18 protein-coding genes and 1 tRNA gene are annotated in these 25,074 nt (G+C 62.4%); 6 read left to right on the top strand and 13 right to left on the bottom strand.

Translation table 11 applies throughout. The features are described 5' to 3' along the window. Window positions 1–55: 55 nt before the first annotated feature. The 3 genes from NMB41_RS00530 to NMB41_RS00520 form a co-directional block, all read right to left on the bottom strand. Window positions 56–1,459: a TIGR03013 family XrtA/PEP-CTERM system glycosyltransferase gene (locus tag NMB41_RS00530; RefSeq protein ID WP_494380549.1), complete on the bottom strand. Its 1,404-nt coding sequence runs from the start codon at window positions 1,457–1,459 to the stop codon at window positions 56–58. Between the two features lie 22 nt (window positions 1,460–1,481). Further along, on the bottom strand, window positions 1,482–2,549 hold the full coding sequence (locus NMB41_RS00525) for an SDR family oxidoreductase (protein WP_494380548.1): 1,068 nt from the start codon (window positions 2,547–2,549) through the stop codon (window positions 1,482–1,484). A gap of 114 nt (window positions 2,550–2,663) precedes the next feature. After that, window positions 2,664–3,953: a nucleotide sugar dehydrogenase gene (locus NMB41_RS00520; RefSeq protein ID WP_494380547.1), complete on the bottom strand. Its 1,290-nt coding sequence runs from the start codon at window positions 3,951–3,953 to the stop codon at window positions 2,664–2,666. A gap of 418 nt (window positions 3,954–4,371) precedes the next feature. Here NMB41_RS00520 and NMB41_RS00515 point away from each other — a divergent pair, with 418 nt between their 5' ends. Then, window positions 4,372–5,442: a GNAT family N-acetyltransferase gene (locus tag NMB41_RS00515; RefSeq protein WP_494380546.1), complete on the top strand. Its 1,071-nt coding sequence runs from the start codon at window positions 4,372–4,374 to the stop codon at window positions 5,440–5,442. 114 nt (window positions 5,443–5,556) lie between these two features. Here the strand turns inward: NMB41_RS00515 and NMB41_RS00510 are convergent. After that, window positions 5,557–5,632, bottom strand: a tRNA-Arg gene (locus NMB41_RS00510). Between the two features lie 234 nt (window positions 5,633–5,866). Here NMB41_RS00510 and NMB41_RS00505 point away from each other — a divergent pair. Next, entirely contained in the window at window positions 5,867–6,766 is a 900-nt protein-coding gene (locus tag NMB41_RS00505) for a c-type cytochrome (RefSeq protein WP_494380545.1), read from the top strand. Window positions 6,767–6,812: 46 nt separating this feature from the next. Here NMB41_RS00505 and NMB41_RS00500 read toward each other — a convergent pair whose 3' ends face one another. After that, window positions 6,813–7,253 carry a hypothetical protein gene (locus tag NMB41_RS00500; protein ID WP_494380544.1) on the bottom strand — a complete coding sequence of 147 codons (441 nt, stop codon included), beginning with the start codon at window positions 7,251–7,253 and terminating at the stop codon, window positions 6,813–6,815. Between NMB41_RS00500 and NMB41_RS00495 the strand changes: the two genes are divergently transcribed. Next, entirely contained in the window at window positions 7,240–9,321 is a 2,082-nt protein-coding gene (locus NMB41_RS00495) for an RIFT barrel domain-containing protein (RefSeq protein ID WP_494380543.1), read from the top strand. The genes NMB41_RS00500 and NMB41_RS00495 overlap by 14 nt on opposite strands. A gap of 139 nt (window positions 9,322–9,460) precedes the next feature. Here NMB41_RS00495 and NMB41_RS00490 read toward each other — a convergent pair whose 3' ends face one another. Together NMB41_RS00490 and NMB41_RS00485 are read right to left on the bottom strand one after the other, a co-directional pair. Beyond that, window positions 9,461–11,509: a M13 family metallopeptidase gene (locus NMB41_RS00490; RefSeq protein WP_494380542.1), complete on the bottom strand. Its 2,049-nt coding sequence runs from the start codon at window positions 11,507–11,509 to the stop codon at window positions 9,461–9,463. Window positions 11,510–11,620: 111 nt separating this feature from the next. Continuing rightward, on the bottom strand, window positions 11,621–13,666 hold the full coding sequence (locus NMB41_RS00485) for a M13 family metallopeptidase (RefSeq protein ID WP_494382908.1): 2,046 nt from the start codon (window positions 13,664–13,666) through the stop codon (window positions 11,621–11,623). A 630-nt stretch (window positions 13,667–14,296) separates the two neighbouring features. On the opposite strand from NMB41_RS00485, the gene NMB41_RS00480 reads away from it, so the two are divergent. Together NMB41_RS00480 and NMB41_RS00475 are read left to right on the top strand one after the other, a co-directional pair. Then, on the top strand, window positions 14,297–15,721 hold the full coding sequence (locus tag NMB41_RS00480; protein WP_494380541.1) for a S41 family peptidase: 1,425 nt from the start codon (window positions 14,297–14,299) through the stop codon (window positions 15,719–15,721). Window positions 15,722–15,825: 104 nt separating this feature from the next. Then, window positions 15,826–16,947, top strand: a complete 1,122-nt coding sequence (locus NMB41_RS00475) for a beta-ketoacyl-ACP synthase III (protein ID WP_494380540.1) — start codon at window positions 15,826–15,828, stop codon at window positions 16,945–16,947. Window positions 16,948–16,981: 34 nt separating this feature from the next. Here the strand turns inward: NMB41_RS00475 and NMB41_RS00470 are convergent, their stop codons facing one another. Continuing rightward, window positions 16,982–18,469, bottom strand: coding sequence for an alkaline phosphatase family protein (locus NMB41_RS00470; RefSeq protein ID WP_494380539.1), 1,488 nt, complete (start codon window positions 18,467–18,469; stop codon window positions 16,982–16,984). Window positions 18,470–18,862: 393 nt separating this feature from the next. Between NMB41_RS00470 and NMB41_RS00465 the strand changes: the two genes are divergently transcribed. Beyond that, window positions 18,863–19,618: a DUF8692 domain-containing protein gene (locus NMB41_RS00465; RefSeq protein ID WP_494380538.1), complete on the top strand. Its 756-nt coding sequence runs from the start codon at window positions 18,863–18,865 to the stop codon at window positions 19,616–19,618. Here the strand turns inward: NMB41_RS00465 and NMB41_RS00460 are convergent, their stop codons facing one another. From NMB41_RS00460 to NMB41_RS00440, 5 genes are all read right to left on the bottom strand, one after another. Next, entirely contained in the window at window positions 19,619–21,649 is a 2,031-nt protein-coding gene (locus NMB41_RS00460) for a 2,4-dienoyl-CoA reductase FMN-binding domain-containing protein (protein ID WP_494380537.1), read from the bottom strand. 66 nt (window positions 21,650–21,715) lie between these two features. Next, window positions 21,716–22,171: a hypothetical protein gene (locus tag NMB41_RS00455; RefSeq protein ID WP_494380536.1), complete on the bottom strand. Its 456-nt coding sequence runs from the start codon at window positions 22,169–22,171 to the stop codon at window positions 21,716–21,718. A 29-nt stretch (window positions 22,172–22,200) separates the two neighbouring features. Beyond that, complete coding sequence (locus tag NMB41_RS00450) at window positions 22,201–22,656, bottom strand: DUF2721 domain-containing protein (protein WP_494380535.1); 456 nt, start codon at window positions 22,654–22,656, stop codon at window positions 22,201–22,203. Window positions 22,657–22,742: 86 nt separating this feature from the next. Beyond that, on the bottom strand, window positions 22,743–23,699 hold the full coding sequence (gene pip, locus NMB41_RS00445) for a prolyl aminopeptidase (protein WP_494380534.1): 957 nt from the start codon (window positions 23,697–23,699) through the stop codon (window positions 22,743–22,745). Window positions 23,700–23,750: 51 nt separating this feature from the next. Then, complete coding sequence (locus NMB41_RS00440; RefSeq protein ID WP_494380533.1) at window positions 23,751–25,067, bottom strand: amino acid deaminase; 1,317 nt, start codon at window positions 25,065–25,067, stop codon at window positions 23,751–23,753. Window positions 25,068–25,074 lie beyond the last annotated feature (7 nt).

Below are 25,074 nucleotides of genomic sequence, written 5' to 3'. Positions count from 1 at the left end.
CACCTGCCGGGCGCAGGGGCCCGGCGCTAAACGTTATCGCGCGCTGTGCCGGCAATTAACGGCCGCTGCGGAACAAGACGACTTTGAGGGTGTTAATCAGAACCAGGAAGTCGAGGAACAGGCTGTTGTTCTTCACGTAGTACAGGTCGTACTGCAGCTTTTGCAGCGCATCCTCGGCCGAGGAACCGTAGCCGTAACGCACCTGCGCCCAGCCGGTGATGCCCGGCTTGATGCTGTGGCGGACATTGTAGTACGGGACCACTTCGATCAGCTGCTCGACGAAATATGGCCGCTCCGGACGCGGGCCGACGAAGGACATCTCGCCCTTGAACACGTTCAGGATCTGGGGCAGCTCGTCGATCCGGGTCTTGCGCATGAAGTTGCCGACACGGGTGACGCGCGGGTCGTCCTTGGCCGCCCACTGCGGCTTGCCGCCCTTTTCGGCGTCGGCGCGCATGCTGCGGAATTTGTGGACGAAGAAGCTTTTACCGTCCTTGCCGACCCGCTCCTGCGAATAGAAGACCGGGCCGCGGTCTTCGAACCAGACGGCGAATGCGGCCAGCATCATGAGGGGGAAGGTCATGGCCAGGATGATCGTGCTGCAGACCAGGTCGAAGGTGCGCTTCATGAAGATGCGGACAAAACTCTGGTCGAAGCCGCCGCCGAAGACGAGCCAGCTCGGCTGGATCGAATCGACCCGGATCTGGCAGGTTTCGCGCTCGAAGAAGGTGGCGGCGTCGGTGACCTTCAGCCCTTGCAGCTTGCAGTCGAGCAGTTCCTTGATCGGAAAGCCGCCGCGCCGGTTCTGCACCGAGACCACGATTTCCGACACGTTGTACTGGCGCGCCAGTTTGACCAGCGAATCGTCGTCGCGCATCTTGAGCAGGCTCGCGCTGTCGACGCAGACTTCCTCGCCCGGGGCCGGAATGAAGCCGGCGATGTCGTAGCGGTGGTAGGCATTGGCGCGTTCGGCCAGCTCGCTGCATTCCTTGGCCAGCGGTCCGCCGCCGAGGAACATGATGCGCGACTGCAGGAAGCGTGCTTCCGAGGTCTTGAAGAAGATCATGCGCGCCAGGAAGATGCCGATCGCGGCCAGCACGAACACCAGCACCAGGATGCTGCGCCCGAAGGAGAGCTCGGGGGCGATATAGAACACCAGCGTCAAAATCAGGAAGCCCATCACGAAGGACGGCATCAGCTTCATCAGGAAGGGGTGGCGCAGGCCTTCTTCGAAGTCGAGCTGGTACATGCCCATGGCGCTCATGCTGAACACGATCGCCAGGGCGAAAGCGACGGCCGAGGTGAAGAAATGGTCGAGCGACGGCACCGTGACCGTCGTGCCAATGTCGATGTAGCGCAGCGCGGCGCCCGCGTAGGCGGCGCCGAGCAGCACCAGCACTTCCACGACCAGCAGCACGGATACGATCTTTGACACGTAATGGTTAGAAATCCTGAACACGTCAGTCTCCTGATTCTTTTACTTACTTTGAAGCCACTTGCATGGGTGTCCCATGCGCGTCCTGCTTGAGCAGGTCGTGGACATACCAATCCATGGCTTGGCGCAGGCCTTCGCCGATCCGGTGCGTGGGCGCATAACCCAGCAGCGTTGCGGCCTTGCTGATATCGGCTTGCGAATGACGCACGTCGCCGCGGCGGAAATCCACGTACTCCGGCTGGTGCGCGTCGACATGCGGGAAGCGCGGGCGCAGCAGGTCGCGCATCATCGCGTACAACTGGTTCAGGCTGGTGCGTTCGTTGAGCGCGACGTTGTACACCTGGTTCACGGCTTCCGGCTGGGCCGTGGCCGCCAGCAGGTTCGCCTGCACGACGTTGTCGATGTAGCAGAAGTCGCGGCTGGTCTCGCCGTCGCCATTGATGCGCATCGGCTGGTTCTTGATCAATGCGGCCACCCATTGCGGGATCACGGCGGCATACGCGCCGTTCGGATCCTGGCGCGGGCCGAACACGTTGAAGTAGCGCAGTCCCACCGTTTCCATGCCGTAGGTACGGCCGAACACGTTCGCATACAGCTCGTTGACGTATTTCGTCACGGCGTAGGGCGACAAGGGGTTGCCGATCACGTCTTCGACTTTCGGCAGGTCCGGATGGTCGCCGTAGGTCGAGCTCGAGGCGGCGTAGACGAAACGTTTGACTTTGGCGTCGCGGGCGGCAACCAGCATGTTCAGGAAACCGGTGACGTTGGTCTCGTTGGTCGTGATCGGATCGTCGATCGAGCGCGACACCGAACCGAGCGCGGCCTGGTGCAGGACGTAGTCGACCCCGGCGCAGGCGCGGGCGCAATCGGCAGGCAGGCGGATATCGCCTTCGATGAAATTAAATTTCATCCAGGCCTCTTCGGTGACAGATTCTTTCACCTGATCCAGATTGTGCTGGTGCCCGGTGGCGAAATTGTCGAGCCCGGTAACAGTCTGACCGAGCTTGAGCAGGGCCTCGACCAGGTTCGAGCCGATGAAGCCGGCAGCGCCGGTGACCAGCCAATGGTGGCTGTGCTGGCCCAGTTGCTGCCTAACGTCTTGAATCTTATTCACAGTTTTCAGAACACTTTCTCAGTGACACGATAGCGCGACACAGTACGCGTGATACAGCAGCGTCAGGACGAACAAAGCCGCCGCGTGATGCGGCGGCTCGTCCCGCTTGCTTTGTTACAGGCGCCAGACGCAGTAGCCCGCCTCGCGGATGGCGACTTCATCGAATTGCGACTTGACGTCGATGAAGCAGCCGCCGTCGTTGAGCTTGGACTGGAAGTCGGTCAGCGACATCGCCAGCACTTGCTTGTGCGGCACGGCGGCGATCAGGGCGTCCGCTTTCGGCAGGCTGTCCCAGGTTTCCAGCTTGATGCCGTACTCGTGTTCGGCTTCGCCGGCATCGGCCAGCGGGTCGTACACGTGCACGTCGACGCCGTAGCTTTGCAGCTCGTGGACGATGTCGGCCACTTTCGAGTTGCGCAGGTCCGGGCAGTTTTCTTTGAAGGTCAGGCCGATCACGTTGACCTTGGCGCCCTTGACCTGGAAGCCCGACGAAATCATCGATTTCACGGTTTTCTCGGCAATGAACTTGGCCATGCCGTCGTTGATGCGGCGGCCCGCCAGGATCACCTGCGGGTGGTAGCCGACCATTTCGGCCTTATGGGTCAGGTAGTACGGATCGACGCCGATGCAGTGGCCGCCGACCAGGCCCGGGCGGAACGGTAAAAAGTTCCACTTGGTGCCGGCCGCTTTCAGCACTTCCAGGGTGTCGATGCCGATCTTGTCGAAGATCAGCGCCAGTTCGTTCATCAGGGCGATGTTCAGGTCGCGCTGGGTGTTTTCGATGACCTTGGCTGCTTCCGCGACCTTGATGCTCGAGGCGCGGTGCACGCCGGCGGTGATCACGCTTTCGTACAGCTGGGCGACGCTTTCCAGGGTCGCGGCATCATCGCCCGACACCACTTTCAGGATCGTCGTCAGCGTATGTTCCTTGTCGCCCGGGTTGATGCGCTCCGGCGAGAAGCCAACGTGGAAGTCCTGCAGCCACTTGGTGCCGGAATGCTTTTCCAGCAGCGGGATGCAGATTTCTTCGGTCGCGCCCGGGTACACGGTCGACTCGAAGATGACGATGGCGCCCTTCTTGAGGTTCTTGCCGACCGTGGTGCTGGCACCGATCAGCGGCGTGAAATCCGGGTTGTGGGCGATGTCGACCGGGGTCGGCACGGCCACGACGACGTAATCGGCCTGGGCCAGCATGGCCGGGTCGGTCGTGACTTCCAGACGGCTTGCTGCCTGCAACTGCTCGGTCGAGACTTCACCGGTCGGGTCAATAAATTTTTTGTAGTTATCGATTTTTGACGCCGACAGGTCGAAACCAATCGTCCGTACTTTTTTGCCGAACTCTACTGCCAGCGGTAACCCGACGTAACCCAGTCCTACTACCGCGACGACCTGATCTGCTTTCATTATCAGCTTCCGTTATCGAATAAAATTTTGCAATTATGCCAATATTTAATATAGCATGGGAACTAGACTTGCCTCAATTGAGCAAGCTAGTTTGTACGTCATCAACAACAGGGTTCTTGAACCGATGTTGTATTTGCACCGTACGTTTTCCTCGTTGTTTGGTTCTCTGCAGCCGGCTAACCTGTTGCACACCTGAAAACCCAGGAGACATCGGTCACAGCCCAGCGCAAGACGGCCACGTCGTTCACATGACACTGCGCAATATAGCATTTTCTGTCTGACAAGTTCCGTAAGAAAATGAATCGTGCGCACTGCACACATTTGGAACAGGTGCGGCCAAATGTTGTCGATCGTTTACAATCTCGCGCGACCTATCATGCATCGGTGCAAACACCGATGGCCACCGCAGGAGCCGCGCTTGAACGACCTTACTTTCTCCTATCTCGACCACGACGCCCCGGGCCAGGACGCGCTGGACGCCTTCGTGCGCGCCCATCCCGAGGGCAATGCCTATCAGCTGACGGCCTGGCGCCGGGCGGTTGCCGAGGCCTATGGCTACCCGGGAAAGGTGCTGGTGGCACACCGCGATAGCGCCCTGGCCGGCATTTTGCCCCTGTCCCAGGTAGCCCGTCCGCTGGGGCGGCCACGCTGGATCTCGTTGCCGTTTTGCGACATTGGCGGTCCACTGGGCAGTTCAGGCGATGTCAGCGAGGCGCTGGTCGCGCAAGTCCGGCGCGATGTCGGCCCGGCGCGTGCGGCCGGACTGGAACTGCGCTGCTCGGCGAGCGGCGCCCAGGACGAGGCGGCGCTCGAGGGCCGCAAGGTGCGCATGGTACTTGGCCTGCCCGACAGCGCGGCGGCCCTGATGCAGTCGTATCCACCCAAGCTGCGCAGCCAGGTACGCAAGGCGGAAAAGAACGGTTTGATGGCGGAGCTGGGGAGCGGTGCGTCTGCCCTGGAGGAGTTCTACGATATCTACAGCCGCAACATGCGCCGCCTCGGCAGCCCGCCGCACAGCCGCGCATGGTTCGACGCCATCCACCGCCATTACAGCGCGCCGGGCGACATGTTCATCGTCATCGTGCGCCACGAGGGCAAGGCGGTCGGGGCCGGCTGGGTGTTGTTATGCGGTGACAAGGCCGTCATTCCCTGGGCCTCGACCCTGGCCGAGTACAACGCGCTGGCGCCGAACATGCTGCTCTACTGGACCATCCAGTCGCAGCTGTGCGAGCGCGGCGTGCGCCAGTTCGACTTCGGCCGCTCGACCTTCGGCGAAGGCACCTATAAATTCAAGAAGCAATGGGGCGCGCTGCCGGTGGCCCTCGACTGGCGCGAATGGGATGCGCAGGGCGTGGCGCCCGTGGCCGCGCCGGCAACTGCGGGCGCCAGCTCCTCGCTGCGCCCGCTCATTGAAAGCGCATGGCAGCGCCTGCCGCTGGCAGTGACCAACAGCTTGGGGCCGCGCCTGCGGCGTTACATTACTTTATGACTGGATCGGGGCTGATGCTTCATGCGCAGCAGCCCAAGGCGTGGCTAGTCCTGGGCAATGCGGCAAGGAGGGAAATGGTGCATTGTCGTAAAACAGAAAGGCATCAAGAATGAATGGTGCGGCTGGCTGGGATCGAACCAGCGACCCTTGGCTTCGGAGGCCAATACTCTATCCACTGAGCTACAGCCGCACGGGGGAAACACGTCGAGTCATGTCGCAAAATAATGCCGCGCGATCAAGCCTGAGCGATGCGAAGGATACATTCTTTCAGGCCCCCCGTCCATGGAAAGTAGAAGTTGCAAACGAGCCATGTGCCATGGAGCATCTTTTAAGTCTATAATCGCCGACTGGCGGCCTTTGCAAAAAGTCATGCAGGAAGAACAAACGCCGGGTAGCAGGTTTTTTTAATCGTATTAAGGAAATCATGAGCGACGCACACAATGAACAATCGTTTATCCGGACACCCAAGCAACTGATTGGGGTGGTCGCAGGCTTTTTCCTGGTAATCGTTATCGGCATCATCCTGTTGGTCTCTTTTGTGACCAACGACAAGTTGGAAGGCGCCGGCACCAATAGCCTGGGTGCGGAAGCGGTTGGACAGCGCCTGCGCCCGGTCGCAGATGATGGTTTTACGCTGCGCGATGCGAATGCGCCGAAGGTGCTGCAAGCGGGTAACGCCGTGTACACCGCCGTGTGCGCCGCCTGCCACACCAGCGGCGCCGCCGGCGCCCCGAAAATCGGCGTTGCGGGCGACTGGAGCGCGCGCCTGTCGCAGGGCTACGACACGCTCGTCAAGCACGCCATCGAAGGCATCCGCGCCATGCCGGCCAAGGGCGGCAATCCCGACCTGGACAATGTGGAAGTCGAACGCGCCGTGGTCTACATGGCGAACCAGAGCGGCGCCAAGTTCAAGGAACCAGCCGTTCCAGCGCCAGGCGCTGCCCCGGCAGCTGACGCTGCCGCCGCGCCTGCGGCCGCCAACGCCGCCACCGCGGCGCCTGTCGCCACCCCTGTCGCCGCTGCGCCTGCCGCTCCTGCTGCGGCTGCACCGGCCGCCCCGGCCGTTGCCAGCGCCGAAACCGGCAAGGCCCTCTACAACAGCGCCTGCATCGCCTGCCATGGCGCCGGGATTGCCGGCGCGCCAAAGCTGGCAGACAAAGCCAACTGGGCGCCACGCATCAAGCAAGGCACCGAAGTCTTGTACGAACACGCCATCAAGGGCTTCCAGGGCAAGGCCGGCATGATGCCGCCAAAAGGCGGGTCCAGCGCACCGGACGCCGACGTCAAGGCGGCAGTCGACTTCATGGTGGCATCCTCGCGTTGAGCCTGCGCAGGAAACACCAACAAAAACCGCCCATGGGGCGGTTTTTTTATTGTGTAAATACGGAAAAATGACGATATAAATATACACAAATCGCTTTCAAAACGAATAATGTTCGTAAAGAAATCGACAATGTTGTGTTGTATTTGGAAGAAATTCGGAACAGCAATACTGATTTTGCTGTTATGGAATTTTGCTTTGGCGTAACCTTTAGAAATTCCAGGGGGCAATAATTTGTTCCCCAAAGTAACTTCTGAAGATCTGCCATGACCCTCCAAACTTTTGCAATGCGAATTGCCGCAATCGCGGCATTCGGTACCACGCTCGTGGCCTGCGGCGGCGGCGGCGGCAGTGGTTCCAGCCCTGCTAGCTCGGCTCCCACTTCAACGGCGGTGCCGGCGGCTCCTGCAGCGGCCACAACGGCCCCGGGCGCTGCTGGCCCGGCCACGCCGGCGGCAGCCACACCCGATTCACCCGTGTCGACGATCATCGGCGCGCTGACCGATGCCATCTCGCCGGCCCCGACGGCCACGACGGCCGCCACGACCACCGCCTACAGCGTCTTTGGCGTGGTCACCGACGTGCGTGTTCAGAACACCAGCGCCGCTACCCAGGCCGCCCTGCCGGTGACCTTCGGCCAGGTATTTGCCGTCGGCGACATGCAGCTGGCCGATTCGCTGGTGGGACGCTTCGAGAATGGTAGCACGATCCCCTTGCAGCTCGACGTCAAGGCAAGCCATCCTGATGGATCCGTGCGACACGCCGTTGTCTCGGGCATGGTCGCTAACATGGCCGCGAACGAAACGCGCACTATGTTGCTGATGAAATCGAATGCCCCGCACGCCACCGGCCTCGGACCGAAGGCGCTCCTGATCAACGGTTTCAGCGCCTCCGTGCACGCCACCGTCAACGGCGTGCGCTACGACGCGTCGGCCGATGACATCATCAAGATGGGCGGCGCCTACCAGACCTGGCTCTCGGGCGCAGTCGCCAACGAGTGGCACGTGTCGGCGCCGCTGACCACCGCCGAAGGGGTGGCCCACCCGCACCTGACGGCGCGCTTCGCGATCCGCTGGTACGACGCCATCAAGAAGGCGCGCGTCGACGTCACGATCGAAAACGCCTGGGCCTACGAGGCCAATCCGCAGAATTTCACCTACGACGCCGAAGTCAAGGTGCGCGGCGACGTCGTCTACACCAAGGCGGGCCTGACCCAGTACCACCACACCCGCTGGCGCAAGACCTTTTGGTGGGGCGGCGACGCCTCCCAGGCTTACGTCAAGCACAATACCGGCTACCTGATCGCCAGTCGCGCCTTGCCGAACTACGACCAGAGCGTCGTCGTGCCGGAATCGACCTTTACGGAGATGAAGTCGAAGTGGACCGGCGCCGCCATCGAACCGATGGGTGTCGGCCTGGCCAATCCTTACATGCCAAGCACCGGCGGGCGCAATGAACTCGGCCTGCTGCCAGGCTGGGCGGCCACCTACCTGCTGTCGATGGATGCGCGCGCCAAGGACATCACGCTCGCCAGCGGCGACCTGGCAGGCAGCTGGTCATCGCACTACCGCGACAAGAGCACTGGCCGTCCGGTCAGCCTGCTGGACTATCCGTATATGACCATTACCGGCATCCCGACCGATACGCGCAATCCAGTGACCAAGCTGCAGGAAGCGTTCCCGAAATGCGCTGTCGGCGCCAGCTGCAGCACGCCAAACTTCCATGACACGGCGCATCAGCCGGGCTTTGCCTACCTGCCCTACTTGGTGACGGGCGACTATTACTATCTGGAAGAGCTGCAATTCTGGGCCATGTACGACGTGTTCGCGTCCAACCCGGGCTACCGCAACAACATCCAGGGCCTGCTGGAACCGGACCAGGTCCGCGGCCAGGCGTGGAGCATGCGTACGCTGGCGCAGGCCGCCTACATCACACCGGACGACGACCGCCTGAAGTCGCATTTCGCCCGCATCCTGACGAACAACCTGGACTGGTACAACAAGACCTACACCGATAATCCCGCGGCCAACGTCTTCAGCGTCATCGACACCAAGAGCGCCGTCATTTACGACAACAAGCGTGGTATCGCACCGTGGCAAGACGACTTCTTTACCGCTGCCATCGGTCACGCAGCCGAGCTCGGTTTTACCGAAGCGCAAAAACTGCTGGCCTGGAAGGCCAAGGCGCCGGTGATCCGCATGACCGATCCGGGCAACTGCTGGATCGATGGCGCGCTGTACTCGATGAACATCCGCGACTCGGCCACCAGCCCGCTGTACACCACGATGGCGCAGGCTTCAAAGGCCAGCCAGACGGCGACCTTCCAGTCGCTCGAATGCGGCAGTACTGCGATGGCCAGCTTCCTCAAGCTGAAAGTGGGCGAAATGACGGGATACTCGTCGAGCACCGTCGGCTACCCGTCGAACATGCAGCCAGCCCTGGCCTACGCGGTCGACGCCGGCCTGCCGAACGGCGCCACGGCCTGGACCAAGTTCATGGCCCGCAGCGTCAAGCCGAACTACGGCCTGAGCCCGCAGTTCGCGATCGTGCCGCGCTGAACCAGGCCTGATTGGCAAAACCCCAGCCGCCGCAAGGCCGCTGGGTTTTTTTTATTCCGGGCGGCGCGGCGGCATAAAAAAAACACCGCCGGCGGGCAGCCAGGCGGTGTTTTCGTTTACAGCAGCAGCGGCGCTGTGCTTACCAGATGATGACGCGGTCTTTCGGCGCCAGGTACATCTTGTCGCCTTCCTTGACCTTGAAGGTCTCGTAGAAGCCCGGCTGGTTCATCAGGGTGCCGTTGGCGCGGAACTGGCCCGGCGAGTGCGGGTCGGTTTTCACCTGGGCGATGCGGGCCGGCTCGCGCATCTTCTCGCGCCAGACCTGGGCCCAGCCCATGTACAGGCGCTGCTCGCCGGTGAGGCCGTCGATCACCGGCGCCTGCTTGCCCTTCAGCGAAATTTTATACGCCTTCGCTGCGATCGCAAGACCCGAGTTGTCGGCGATGTTTTCGCCCAGGGTCAGTTCGCCGTTGACGTTATAGCCGGGCAGCGGGCTGTAGCCGTTGTACTGCTTGACCAGCATGTCGGCCTTGGCCTTGAAGTTCTTGTGGTCGGCCGCAGTCCACCAGTCGCGCAGGTTGCCCTTGCCGTCGTACTGGGCGCCCTGGTCGTCGAAGCCGTGGCTGATCTCGTGGCCGATCACGGCGCCGATGCCGCCGTAGTTGACCGCGTCGTCCGCGTTCGCGTCGAAGAACGGCGGCTGCAGGATCGCGGCCGGGAACACGATCTCGTTCATCTCCGGGTTGTAGTAGGCGTTGATGGTCTGCGGCGTCATGCCCCACTCTTCGCGGTCGATCGGCTTGCCCAGCTTGTTGATTTCGCGGTCCGCTTCGACCACGCGCGAACGCATCACGTTGCCGACCAGGTCGTCGCGCTTGACGACGAGCTTCGAGTAATCCTTCCACTTGTTCGGGTAGGCGATCTTCGGGGTGAAGCTGGCCAGCTTGGCTTGGGCTTCCTTCTTGGTCGCCGCGCTCATCCAGTCGAGCTTGTCGATGCTCTGCTTGTAGGCGGCCAGCAGATTTTTCACCAGCTTTTCCATGCGCGCCTTGTGCTCCGGCGGGAAGTATTCGGCCACATACAGCTTGCCGAGCGACTCGCCCTGCGCGCGCTCGACGGCGCCGACGCCACGCTTCCAGCGCGGTTCCATTTCGGTCACGCCCGACAGGGTCTTGCCGTAGAAATCGAAACGCTCGTCGACGAAATTCTTCGACAGGAAGCTGCCGTAGGATTCGATCAGGTGCAGCGACAGATACGCTTTCCAGGTGTCGAGCGAGGTCTTGTTCGAGACCTCGGCGAAGCCCTTCAGGTACGTAGGTTGGCTGACGATCACATAGCTGGCCTTGCCGGACAGGCCGGTGGTGTCGAACCAGCTTTTCCAGTCGTAGCCTGGCGCGACTTTGTCCATATCGGCCAGGTTGACCTTGTTGTAGGCCTTGACCGGGTCGCGCAGTTCGACCTTGGTCCACTGGATCTTGGCGATCTCGGTTTCGAAGTCGACGACGGCTTTGGCGTTGGCGGCGGCATTCCGGTCGCCGGCCAGGGCCAGCATTTTTTCCGCGTGCTGCTGGTACTTGGCGCGGGTCTCGGCCAGCTTCTTGTCGTCCGCCTTCAGGTAGTAGTCGCGGTCCGGCATGCCCAGGCCGCCCTGCATGATGTCGGCCACGTACTTGGTCGAATCCTTGTTGTCCTGGTGGATGGCGAAGTCGAAGGGCACGCCCACACCGATCTTGCCCAGGCGCGCCAGCATTGCCGGCAGCTCGGACTTGTCCTTCAATGCGGCGATTTTATCGAGCTCGCTTTTCAGCGGCGAGACGCCCAGGGTTTCCAGGCGGGCTTCGTCCATGAAGCTGGCGTAGAAGTCGCCGATACGCTGGGCGTCGGTGGCGGCGGCCGCATTCGTCGCGGCGGATTTTTCGATGATGCCGCGCAGGCGCGGCAAGGTGTTCTCGCGCAGCTGCATGAACGAACCCCAGCTGGCCTTGTCGGCCGGGATCTCGGCAGTTTTGAGCCACTTGCCGTTCAGGTATTCAAAAAAATCGTCCTGCGGACGCACGCTCTGTTCGATGTATTCGGTGGCGATGCCCGAGGACAGGACCGGGGCCTTGGCGCTTTTCGCGGCAGGTGCTGCCTGGACGGCGCCGGCGAGCAGCGCCAGCGTCAATGCGCTCAGCAGATGTTGTTTCATATGTCTCTCTTTTTTATCGTGTGTTGGGTAGATACCAGTCTTCGCGGCCGGCATATGCATGACATGCATACACCTCATGCATGCCATGCATAATCCGGCCGATCGACGACTTTACCAGATCGTGACGCGGTCTTTCGGCGCCAAATACATCTTGTCGCCTTCCTTGACATTAAACGCGTCGTAGAAGGCCGGGTGGTTCATGACGGTGCCGTTGGCGCGGAACTGGCCCGGCGAATGTGGATCGGTTTTGACCTGCACGATCTGCTGCGCTTCGCGCATCTTGCTGCGCCACACCTGGCCGAAGCCCATGAAGAAACGCTGGTCGCCAGTGAGGCCGTCGATCACCGGGGCCGGCTGGCCTTTGAGCGAAATCTTGTAGGCTTTATAGGCGATCGCGAGACCGGAGTTGTCGCCGATGTTCTCGCCCAGGGTCAGTTCGCCGTTGACGTTATAGCCCGGGATCGGGCTGTAGCCGCTGTACTGTTTCACCAGCATGTCGGCACGCGTCTGGAAGGCGGCGCGGTCCTCTTTCGTCCACCAGTCGCGCAGGTTGCCGTCGCCGTCGGACTGGCTGCCCTTGTCGTCGAAACCGTGGCCGATTTCGTGCCCGATCACGGCGCCGATGGCGCCATAGTTCACCGCGTCGTCGGCGCGCATGTCGAAGAAGGGCGGCTGCAGGATCGAGGCCGGGAACACGATCTCGTTCATCGAGCTGCTGTAGTAGGCGTTCACCGTCTGCGGCGTCATGCCCCACTCTTCGCGGTCGATCGGTTTGCCCAGTTTCGTGATGTTGCGGTTGTAGCCGAATTCGGCCGCGCGCTTGACGTTGCCCACCAGGTCGTCGGGACGCACGGTCAGCTTCGAATAATCGCGCCACTTGTTCGGGTAGCCCACTTTCGGCACGAACTTGGCCAGCTTGGCCTGCGCTTCCTTCTTGGTCGCCGGCGTCATCCAGTCGAGCGTGTCGATGCTTTGCGCGTAGGCGGCGGTGACGTTTTTCACCAGTTCTTCCATGCGCGCCTTGCGCTCGGCCGGGAAGTGCTTGGCCACATACTGGCGGCCCACCGCTTCGCCCAGCGCGCCTTCGACGGTCGACACGCCGATCTTCCAGCGCGGACGGTTTTCCGTTACGCCCGTTAGCGCCGTGCCGTAGAAGGCGAAGTTGGCGTCGACGAAGGCTTTCGAGAGGTAAGGCGAGTATTCGCGCAGCAGCTGCCACTCGAAGTAGGACTTCAGGGTCGCCAGGTCGGTGGTGGCCAGGACCTGGTTGAAACCGGTCAGGTAGCTTGGCTGGGCGACGATGATGTAGTCGAGCTTGTTGCCCACGCCGGCGGCGGCCAGGGCCGCGTTCCAGTCGTAGCCCGGGGTCAGCGCGGCCAGTTCGGCCACGCTCATCTTGTTGTAGCGTTTGACCGGGTCGCGGTTCTCGACCTTGGTCCACTGTACCTTGGCCAGTTCGGTTTCAAACGCGACGATCGCTTTGGCCTGTTCGGCGGCGTTCTTCTCGCCCGCCAGGCTCAGGATTTGCGCCACGTGCGCCTCGTACTTGGTACGGGCTTCGAGCATGCGCTTGTCGTCGAGTTTCAGGTAGTAGTCGCGGTCCGGCATGCCCAGGCCGCCCTGGCCGATATAGGTCGCGTACTTGGTCGATGCGCGCGCATCCTGGCCGACGCGGATGCCGTACGGGGTCGGCACGCCGATCTTCGACAGGTGGGCGATCAGGTTCGGCAGGCCCTTCTTGTCCTTCAGGGTGCGGATGCGCTGCAACTCTCCTGCCAGCGGCTTGGTGCCGAGCGCTTCCAGGCGTGCTTCATCCATGAAGCTGGCGTACAGGTCGCCGATCTTCTGGACGTCGGTGCCGGCCTTTTTCGTCTTGTCCTTGTGCGCCGCTTCGATAATGCCGCGCGAATTTTCCTGGGCGTCGTCGCGCAGCTTCATGAAGGTGCCCCAGCTGGCCTTGTCGGCCGGGATCTCGGTCGACTTGAGCCACTTGCCGTTCAGGTAAGTGAAGAAGTCGTCCTGCGGGCGCACCGAGGTGTCGATGTACTGGGTGTCGATGCCGGAGATCGGTGCGGCGGTGGCGGCAGTGCTGGCGGCCACGGTTGGCGCGGCGTTGGACTTGGCGGCGTCGCCCGCGTGGGCGAAGCTGGCCAGCATGGACAGGATCAGGGTACTCAGAAGGGTAGGTTTCAAGGAAGTCCTCGTATGCCGATGGAAAACGCGCACCGGGAAGCGAGCCCCTGTGCGCCAACAGGATTGTCATTACTCCGGCGCGCGGTTCACACCTGTCATTACACGACATGCATGGCCACCGCGGCGCCGGTCATCCTGCAAGAATGCCCGATCCGAACCCATCCGTCGAGAGGGAGTGTGGCATTACGACGCCGGTTGCAGCTGCGGCCCAGGGTCAGCGGAAGGGCCTTCCAGCGGAAGCTTGGACGTCGGCGCCCATTCCAGCCGATGCCGCAGGGCGCCGCGCGCGGCATTGATGGGGCCTGTATAAAAGCGCCAGACAAAAAAATGCCCACGGAGGGGGCCATGGGCGAAACCACTTTGGGGTGGTGAGAGAAAAGTCGAGTTGACTATAGGACTGCGCGGGGGCCGGCGTGTCCACTCTTACAATTACTTACGGGAAGGACAAGCCCCTTTACAAGTGGCCCGCACGCGCAGCCGCCGCGCGCAGGTTTGCGCGGGCGCACCCCGAGCCGGGCGCGATTCGGGTTTATACTGGGGGCGCGCTATCTCATGCGTGCCAGGGCGCCTTGTACGCCGTTACCACCAACAGCTATGGGCTCCACTCTCAAAACGACCGGCCTGCTTGCCGTCGGCCTTGCAGCCGGCGCCGCCGTCACGATGCAGTTTTCCGCGCTCGCCTATAAACCGGTCGAGCCGAGCATGCCGCTCGACCAGCTGCAGCAGCTGGCCAAGGTGGTGGAAGTCATCCGCTCCGATTACGTCGAGCCGGTCGAGGGCGGCAAGCTGCTCACCGACGCCATCTCCGGCATGGTCGATGCGCTCGATCCGCATTCGGCCTACCTCGACCCGGCGGCCTTTCGCGAACTGCGCGAAGGCACCGAGGGGAAATTCGTGGGCCTGGGCATCGAGATCGGCGAGAGCGACGAGGGCTATGTCGAAATCGTCGCGCCGATGGAAGACTCGCCGGCCGAACGGGCCGGCATCCAGGCGGGCGACCTGATTACCCGCATCGACGGGTTTGATGTGCGCGGCCTGGGCCTGGAAGAAGCGGTCAAGCGCATGCGCGGCACGCCCGGCACCCGCGTCACGCTCACCATCGCGCGCCTGAACGCGGCGCAGCCGCTGGTGCTGACCGTCGAACGCCAGGAGATCGTCCAAAAAAGCGTCAAGGCCAGCATCGTCGAACCGGGCTATGGCTGGCTGCGCATCGCCCAGTTCCAGGAACCGACGCTCGACGACATGACCGACAAACTGGCCGAGCTGGCACGCAGGGAGCCGCAGCTGAAAGGCCTGGTGCTCGACCTGCGCAACGATCCGGGCGGGCTGCTGCAGGGCGCGATCGGCGTGGCCGCCGCGTTTTTGCCGGAGGGCGCGCAAATCGTTTCCACGAATGGCCAGCTGCCCGAAATGCGCCAGCGTTTTTATGGCCGCCCGGAGCACTACATGCTCAGGAGCGGACGCGATCCGCTGGCCAGCGTGCCCGCCGTGTTCAAGACGCTGCCGCTGGTGGTGCTGGTCAATACCGGCTCGGCCTCGGCCTCCGAAATCGTCGCCGGCGCGCTGCAGGACTACAAACGCGCGGCCATCGTCGGCAGCCCCACCTTCGGCAAGGGTTCGGTCCAGACGATCCGCCCGATCGGGCGCGACGCCGCCGTCAAGCTCACCACGGCGCGCTATTTCACGCCCAGCGGCCGCTCGATCCAGGCACGCGGCATCCTGCCCGACTTCGCGGTCGACGAAAATCTCGATAACGACGGCCTGAACGCGCTGCGCCTGCGCGAAGCCGACCTCCAGCACCACCTATCGGGCGAGGGCGCGGAAGAAAAAACGCGGCCGGACGACATCGAAGAGCAGATGGCCCTGCTCGACGCTGCGCGCGACCGCAAGCCGCTGGCCTACGGCAGCGCCGGCGACTTCCAGCTGGCGCAGGCCGTGAAACACCTTAAGGGCGAGCCGATGCAGTTGTCGAAGCGGCCAGCGCGTCCCACGCTGGCGCGCCACCAGGCGCCGAAATAGCGCCCTTGGTGGTCGCACCGACAATTCCCAGGCTCGGGTTGATTGTGTAGAATCGCCGTCATTCACACGGGAATCTCCCGTTATCGTCTTTGAAAGCCTTGATTATGAAACCTGTCGTCATCAGCGGCACCGGCCTGTTTACGCCTCCGTATTCCATCTCGAACGACGAGCTGGTGACGGCCTATAACGCCTACGTCGAACTCCACAACGCCGAGCAAGCCGAGGCCATCGCCGCCGGCAGCGTCACCGCGCTGGAAGCCTCGAGCAGCGGCTTCATCGAAAAAGCCTCGGGCATCAAGTCGCGCTATGTGATGGAAAAGGAAGGCATCCTCGACCCGGCGCGCATGACCTCGCGCATCCCTGAACGCGGCGACGACGAACTGTCGCTGCAGGCCGAGATGTGCGTCGCCGCCGCCAACGACGCCTTGCAGCGCGCCGGGCGCGCGGCCGCCGACATCGACATGGTGCTGGTCGCCGCCTCGAACATGCAGCGCGCCTACCCGGCGATGGCGGTCGAAGTGCAGGAAGCGCTCGGCATCGAGGGCTTCGGCTTCGACATGAACGTGGCCTGTTCCTCGGCCACCTTCGGCATCCAGACCGCGATGGCGGCGGTGCAGACCGGCCAGGCGCGCGCCGTGCTGGTGTTAAATCCTGAAATCACCAGCGGCCACCTGAACTTCCGCGACCGCGACAGCCACTTCATTTTCGGCGACGCGTGCACGGCGATGATCATCGAAGCGGCTGATACGGCCGTCGGCGAGCACCAGTTCGAGATCCTCGAATCGAAGCTGAAAACGAAATTCTCGAACAACATCCGCAACAACTTCGGCTTCATGAACCGCTTCGACGAAGCCGGCGTCGGCAAGCCCGACAAACTGTTCCGCCAGCAGGGCCGCAAGGTGTTCAAGGAAGTCTGCCCGATGGCGGCCGAAATGATCCGCGACACGGTGCAGGCGGCAGGCCTGGAAATCCCGCAGGTATCGCGCTACTGGCTGCACCAGGCGAACCTGAACATGAATTTGCTGATCGCGCGCACCCTGCTCGGACGCGACGCCGAGCCGAACGAAGCGCCGGTGATCCTCGATACCTATGCCAATACCTCGTCGGCCGGGTCGATCATTGCCTTCCACCTGAACCAGGACGATTTGCCGAAAGGCGCGAATGGCGTGATCTGCTCGTTCGGTGCCGGGTACTCGATTGGCTGCGTCGTTGTGCGCAGGAGGTAGCGCTAACGCCCGGTCGCCAACCGGGCGAATGACCTTATGCGACTAGCGGGTGCGGTTTGGCACCCAGCGACACGGCTGGGCCGGTACCTCCCAGTTGTGGAGACAAACTGGTTCCGTAACGCACTTCTCCAGCTGGTGCAGGCACACCCAGCAAATCGAGAATGGTCGGGTAGACGTCCAAGATCGAGGCAGCGCCTGTTGTTTTGCTGTCGACGTTGCCGCTGATCCATAGCGCGCCTTGGGGATGATGGCAACCGCTCTTGAGCACATCGATAGCGTAAAGTAAATCGCTGAATTTAACTTGCTTACCCGTATGTGAATGTCTGACTGCCGTACTATCTGAAATGGTCCCATGCAGGCCGCAACCGAAGTACAACCCACCCTCTGCGGACCGTGTGTCGATCACGCTCTGGCCACTTTCAAGCGTAAATCCGGCAAGTTGTTCACGAGCATATTGTAATTGTTCGTTGTCACTAAAACGAACTAAGTACTGATTGGTCATAGTGGGGCTGACCTCAGCGTACGTGATCCCCCAATCGCTCAGGAAGCGCTCGACATCGTGCAAGCGGTAGAATTTTTGTCCGCCTTTCGACTCATGCTTGAGGAAAGGCTGCTGGCTCAGCGCTGTCATGAAAATCAGGCGAGCACCGCTGCTTTGCGCCAGTTCCAGAAAGTCACCGACAAGCTTATCCATTGCTTCATAACCGAAGCGCACCGCATCTCCATAGACAGCCATTTCGGCGGCGCTTGGCTTGACTTCAAACGCTGCAGGATCATGATGACGCCAGTACGCATGCTGCAAGTGCGCCGTGCTGTTAATAAAGAAAGTTGCAAAGGATGGACGATTGCGCTTGTAATACCAGCGGAATACGTCAAATTGCATGAGGTCCAGGAGTGCTGCACGACGATAAGACAGCCGACGGTCAGTCGTACGCTCTTTGATGAGCTGCCCGGCAAGCCTTGCAACAGTCGATGCGCGTAACCCCCGCGCAAGCATGAACTTCAGAAATTTCAAATAATCAGAGGCGGTCAGCCGATTCGTCGTATTTGAGTATTCACGCACATTACGGCTGATAAACTTGTTATAAGTTTCAAGTTCGACAGGAAAAGCGTCTCCATTTTCCGACCATGGATCGCCGACAAACAGAGAACCTGGTTTGGCAAACCCGCGTACGTTCATGCCGGCGAAGCAGGCAACCTTATGGCCGGCATTCATGAGAGTACGGTAGATATCCTCGTGCTCGGCACGGGCGCCTTCAGTCAGGTGAAATACCCCATGTTGCTCATAAGCCAGTCCCGTATGGGTCGAATACCACTGGATCCACGGTTCAAGCTTCGATGGATCCTTCACATCGGCCTCGGTGATGAATGAGTCGCTTTGCTGCCGCAATCGAACGAAATTCGGCAAGCGGCCTTCGCCCATCCAACGCTCGAGGAGCGATGGACAGAGTTCATTGAACTCCATAACGATGATATTTTGGGTGGACTTGCCTGGGGGGCGTGGGGGGAAATCAGTACTCATAACCGCCTGCTGTTTGTAAGTTAAATCAGTGAAAAACGTGTTCGCAGCAGAATATCACGAATAAACAGCTTGTCTCTGTAACGTTGTTTTGTTGAAACATCAACAACAAGTCGTCCACTTGTTGGCGTCCGCTGCTTCCATAGCCGCGAGGCAACGGTTAACGAACATGAAGTTGGCCGCGTACGCCGTGTGCACGCAACTTAAACATTCTCCCTATAGAACTGGCCTGTCATGCCTCCGTATTCGATCTCGAACAAAGAGCTGGTTCCCCCTGCTGATCATTGGCATCCGACGCCTCTAATATATCTATTAATAAATTGCATATATTGTTTCAATATTTGCATGTTTTTCTGATAAGATGGCACTGGCTCCATTACTCTCAGTGCGCTCATCATGGCTGATCTTCTCGACACTCCTTCGCTACGCACCGACATCCGCCAGCTCGTCGTTGGCCCAAGCGCGCTCTATCGGGCACACCGCAAGCTGATCGTCCTTGCCGGCATGCTGCTGCTCGCCCATTGCGCAGCCATGGTGCTCAAATATTACTTAGGCAAGGACACCGTCTTCGGCCTGGTGCCCCTCTTCGATTTCTATGAAGAGCACAATGCACCCACCTATTTTTCGTCGCTGAACCTGCTGCTCACGGCCGCGCTGCTGTATGCGATTGCACGCCTGGCCGAGGCCGCCAAGCACCAGAGCACGGCCTGGCGCATCCTGGCCGGCGGTTTCCTCTTCATGTCGATCGACGAGTTCGCGGACCTGCGCATCATCCTGAGCAAGGTGGCCAAGTCCGTCGCCGGCGCACAGCTTGAGAGCGTGCCGCTCCTGACCGTGGCCTGGACGGTGCCGGTGGCGCTGCTGGTGGTGGTGCTGGCGGTGTATTTCATTCCCTTCCTGCTGCGCCTGAAGCCGGTCTACATGATCAACTTCGCCCTCGCCGGCGCCGCCTTTGTCTTCGCCGCGATCGGCTTCGAGACCATCGAAGGCAGCCATGTCGCGCTCACCAACGGCGTGCGCGACGTGACCTTCATGCTGCTGGTGACTGCCGAAGAAACGCTGGAAATCTCCTCGATCCTGTATTTCCAGTATTTCCTGCTGCGCTATCTGAACGAGTACTACCCCAACGTCCACCTGCGCCTGGAGTACTAATCAGAGGCGCGCCGCCAGCTGCGCGCCTTCCCGAATCGCCCGCTTCGCATCCAGCTCCGCCGCCAGCACGGCTCCGCCGATCTTGTGGAACGAAGTAGTCGGCGACACCTCCCCCGCCGTCAGCTCGTCCAGGCTTTCCTGCCCCGCGCAGATGACGACATTGTCCACTTCCAGCAGCCGCTGCTTGCCGCCCACCGTGATGTGCAGGCCGGCGTCGTCGATGCGGTCGTACTGCACCCCCGCCAGCATGCTCACGCCGCCGCGCACCAGCGCCGCACGGTGCACCCAGCCCGAGGTTTTACCGAGACCCGCTCCCGGACGCGTGCTCTTCCTCTGCAACAGGAACAATTGGCGATAAGGATGCGCCGGTACCGGTTTCACCAGGCCCCCTTCCACCGTCGCGTCCAGGTCGACGCCCCACTCCCCGGTCCAGGTCGGAATCGGCTGCGGCAGCGGGTGGGACGGGTCGTGCAGCAGGAATTCGCCGGTATCGAAACCGATGCCGCCGGCGCCGATGATGGCCACCCGTTTTCCCACCGGCGCCTTGTCGCGCAGGACCTGCAGGTAGGACAGCACCATCGGATGGTCGATGCCGGGAATGGCCGGCATGCGCATGCGCACACCGGTGGCGACGATGACGTCGTCGAAACCGGCGGCCAATAATTGCTCGCGCGTCACCCGGCGGTTCAGTTGCACGTCGACGCCGGTGGTTTCCAGCTTGCGCGCGAAATAGCGCACCGTCTCCGTAAACTCCTCCTTGCCGGGAATCTGCATCGCGACCTTGAACTGGCCGCCGACCTGGCCTGATGCTTCGAACAGCGTCACCGCATGGCCGCGTTCCGCTGCAACGGTGGCCGCCGACAGGCCGGCCGGTCCCGCGCCAACGACGGCGATCTTGCGCGGCTTGTCGGTCTTGACGTAATTGAGTTCGGTCTCGTGGCAGGCGCGCGGGTTGACCAGGCAGCTGGCGCGTTTATTGGCAAACGTGTGATCCAGGCAGGCCTGGTTGCAGCCGATACAGGTGTTGATCTCGTCGACGCGGCCGCTCGCCGCTTTCGCGACAAAGGCGGCATCGGCGAGGAAGGGGCGCGCCATCGACACCATGTCGGCGTCGCCGCGCGCCAGCACCTCTTCGGCTTCGCGCGGCATGTTGATGCGGTTCGAGGCCACCACCGGGATGTTCACTTCGCGCCGCAGGCGCCCGGCCACGCTGGCAAAGGCCGCGCGCGGCACCGAGGTGACGATGGTCGGCACGCGCGCCTCGTGCCAGCCATAGCCCGTGTTCAGGATGGTGACGCCGGCCGCTTTCAAAGCGCGCGCCACGGTGATGACTTCTTCCCAGGTATTGCCGCCCTCGACCAGGTCGAGCACCGAATGGCGGTACATCAAAATGAATTCCGGGCCGACGGCGGCGCGGATGCGGCGCACGACCTCGACCGCCAGGCGCATGCGGTTTTCGATCGGGCCGCCCCAGGCGTCGGTTCGGCGGTTGACGCGCGCGCAGAGGAACTGATTGAGTAAGTACCCCTCGCTGCCCATCACTTCGACGCCGTCATAGCCAGCCAGTTTCGCCAGCTTCGCACAGCGCACATAGGCGCGAATCGTCGATTCGATGCCGCGCTCGCTCAGTGCGCGCGGCTTGAATTTCGAGATCGGCGATTTGACGGCGGAGGCGGAGACGACGAAGGGTTGATAACCGTAGCGGCCCGCATGCAGGATCTGCATCAGGATCTTGCCGCCCTCTTCGTGCACGGCGCGCGTGACGCGCCGGTGGTTGACGACGTCGCCCAGAAAATTCAGGGTGCCGCCCAGCGGCAGCAGCCAGCCCTGGCGGTTCGGCGAGATGCCGCCGGTGACGATCAGCCCGACCCCGCCGGCCGCGCGCTCGCGGTAGAAGGCGGCCAGTTTGCCGTAGTTATAAAAACGGTCTTCGAGCCCGGTGTGCATCGACCCCATGATCACGCGGTTCTTCAGCGTCGTAAAACCCAAGTCGAGCGGGGCGAGGAGATGGGGGTAGGCGCTATTTGTCATCCCGGCATTATCAAGTAATTACGCCGGGAATCCGTGGAGCGGTGGTTCTAAACGTAGCAGAACCGCTTACACCAGATGGCTCTGCGGCGCGCGCAATTCCGCAAACTGCTCGATGCTGCCAATTTTCACCGTCACGGGATTCAAACTCGTATTCGGCGACAACGAGCGCCAGGCGAACTTCCACTCCTGTTCCTGGGCTTCGGCGCGGGTTTTCGTAAACGCTGCGCCCAGCGGCGAGCGGCTGCCGTATTCGACGGCGCCGTCGATGCCGGCCCAGTTCGGCAGCGCGCGCTGGACGGCGCGGTGCAGGCGCTCGCCGAATTCCTCGCTGTTGTGGATCACGAGGCAGCAGTCGGCCGGTCCCAGTACGTCGAACAGGTGTTTGTTCCAGGCCTGCGAGAACGAGACGGTCAGGAAACCGCCTGCGCTTTGCAGCCGGAACTGGCCTTCCGTGAGTGCCAGTTCGAGCTCGTCGCGCATGCCGTAGCGGTGCAGGGTGGGTGGGCGCTGGTAGTCGTGCATGTGGTACTCGATTCGATGTAAAAGTTTAATCAGTCGCGGCGCTCGCCCGTCGCCAGGCTGACGTGGTGGCGCATGCGCATGAAGCGCGACGAAATAAAAATCTCGCGCAGGAAAAAGACGAAGCTGAAGATCAGGCCGAACATCGCCAGCACGAAGGAGGCGGCAATGTACTGGTCGAGCTTGATGTTGGCGCTGTCGCCGAGGAAGAGCATGGCAATGACGAGGCAGACCAGGAAGCCGCAGGCGGTGCTCGAGGTGATCGCGTAATTGATCAGGTGCGAACGCACGTACAGCGTTTCCAGTTCGTCGGTGTACTCGTCGTTCGGGCCGATGCGCAGGCGGTCTTCCAGCACCCGGGTGCGGTCGATGATGCGCGCCAGCCGGTTGGTCAGCACCGTCAGCTTGGTCGCCACGCCCGTCAGCAGGAAGACGGGGGCGATCGCCAGCTGGATCATGTGGCCGATGTCGCTAATCTGGATATTCATGAAAACACGTGTTTTTTTGGCGTTATGGGTGCGTCAGGCGTAGTGTAGCAGCCGCCTGTATGTATGAATGGCTTCGAGCGCCGCGCTCAGTCGAAGCGGCCGTGGCGCTTGAACTGCTCGGTCGCGCCCACCAGTGCGCGCGCGATGCCCACTTCCAGCGCGCCGTGGCCCGCATCCGCGATCATGCGCATTCTTGCGCCGGGCCAGGCGGCGTGCAGGCGGTGCGCCGACAGCGGCGGGCAGATCACGTCGTAGCGGCCCTGCACGATCACGGCCGGCAGGTGGGCGATGCGACCGATGTCGCGCACCAGCTGGTCTTCTTCAATGAACGCGCCATTGGCCATGTAGTGCGCTTCCAGGCGCCCGACGCCGAGGTCGAGCGTGTCGGACGGCTGCTCTTCTTCCTGCGGCAGCAGGAACACCCGCCGGCCCTCGAAGCGGCTCCAGGCGCGCGCCGCCGGCCAGTACAGGGCGGGATCGTCGCACAGCAGGCGCCGCGCATACGCGCCCAGCAAGTCGCCGCGCTCTTCCAGCGGGATGGGCGCAACGAATTCTTCGTACAGCTCCGGATAAAACCACTGCACGCCGTGCAGGAACCACTCGACTTCGGCCTTGGTGCACAGAAAAATACCGCGCAGGACAAAGCCCAGGCAGCGTTCGGGGTGACGCTGGCCGTAGGCCAGCGCCAGGGTCGATCCCCAGGAGCCGCCGAACACCAGCCATTGCTTGACGCCGAACATGACGCGCAGGCGTTCGATGTCCTCGATCAGCAATTCGGTCGTGTTGTTGCGCCATTCGCCGAGCGGGGTCGATTTGCCGGCGCCGCGCTGGTCGAACAGGATCACGCGGTAGGCATGCGGATCGAAAAAGCGCCGGTGCTGGGGCGACAGGCCGGCGCCCGGGCCGCCGTGCAGGAAGAGCACCGGAATCCCGTTCGGGTTGCCCACCTCTTCCCAGTAAATCGTGTGCAGGTCGTCGACCGCCAGCATGCCGTGGCGGCTCGGTTGGATCGGCGGGAACAGCGACGATGGGGTGGCGGGCATGGCAGCTCTCTTGTAGGTCGAGCAAGGATTGTAGCGTACCGGCTTACCGAATCAGAAGAAGGTATTGTAGGCGCCGCGCACGTGATAGTCGTCGTCCACGCCCAGCAGCAGCGGCCACTTGTCGAAGGTGGTGCAGGGGTGCGAAATGCCGCAGCCAACCAGGTCGCCGACGGCCAGCTCGCTACACAGCGGGTGTCCTTCGGGCAGGCGCAGGCAGGCGTGCTGGTCGTTGAGTTTGAAGATGGCGCATGCCGGCGGCAGCGCGTGCGGCGTGCCGGGACCGGGACGGTGGTAGCACAGCGGCGTCGGCAGGTCGGCGTCGTAGGAGGCGTCGCGCTTTCCCATCGTCAGGATCGCCAGCGTCGGTTCCGGGCGCGACTGCACCATGGACCAGACTTCGAGGGCCGGGCGCAAGCCGTCACCTTCCCCTTCGCGCGCATTGAGTTCGCCGATCATGCGTTCATAGGTGCCGTGGTCGCTCGTCAGGTAGCAGCCGCTGCGCAGCACGGCGCGGACCGGCCGCGACAGCCCGGACACGGCGCTAAAACCCCGTGCGACGAGGTCGAAGTAGGCCGAACCGCCGGCCGAAAGCAGGATCTCGGCGCCCTCGAACAGCCCTTCGTCGTCGGCGCTGCGCACCAGTTCCACCAGTTGCGCGAGAAAAGCGTCGACCGCGGCCAGGTCGGCGCCGCGCTCGTCGCTCACCAATAAACCCTCGTAACCCTCGAAGCCGGCCAGCTGCAGGCCCGGCGCGCCGGCAATGGCGCGCGCCACCGTGATGGCCGCTTCAAGCGTGCGGCAGCCGGCGCGTTTACCGGCCAGGCCGAGCTCGACCAGCACCGGCAGTGGACGCGCCAGCGAATGCTGCGCCACCGCCTCGGCCAGGCGCGCCACCCCGGTCAGCGAATCGGCCAGCACGATGCATTCGAAATGCGGGTCGCCGTGCAGCAGCGCCAGCACCGCCTTGAGGTCGCTCGGCGCCACCAGCTGGTTCGCCAGCAGCACGCGGCGCACGCCGAAGCGGTGCGCGACCTGGATTTGCGTGGCGTTCGCCAGCGTGATGGCCCAGGCGCCGTTGGCCAGCTGGGCGCCGAAGAGTTGCGGGCTCATCGTCGTCTTGCCGTGCGGCGCCAGCGTCACCCGGTAGCGCTCGCAAAAGCGCCGCATCCAGTCGAGGTTGTGGCGCAGGGCCGACGTTTTCAGCACCGCCACCGGGAAGCTGGTATCGGCGTGCAGCACATTCCAGCCCTGCACGCCGATCGCGCCCTGGCGCAGGGGTTCGAGAATCGGCAAACCTTTGACGCCCGGATGCAGCAACTGTTCGTCGAGGGCGCCCAGCGCCAAGCCATCGTAAGGGAGGGTGTGCATGAGTGTG

This window comes from Massilia sp. FBCC-B171, assembly GCF_059134155.1.
This window is presented reverse-complemented; position numbering and strand designations above follow the sequence as displayed.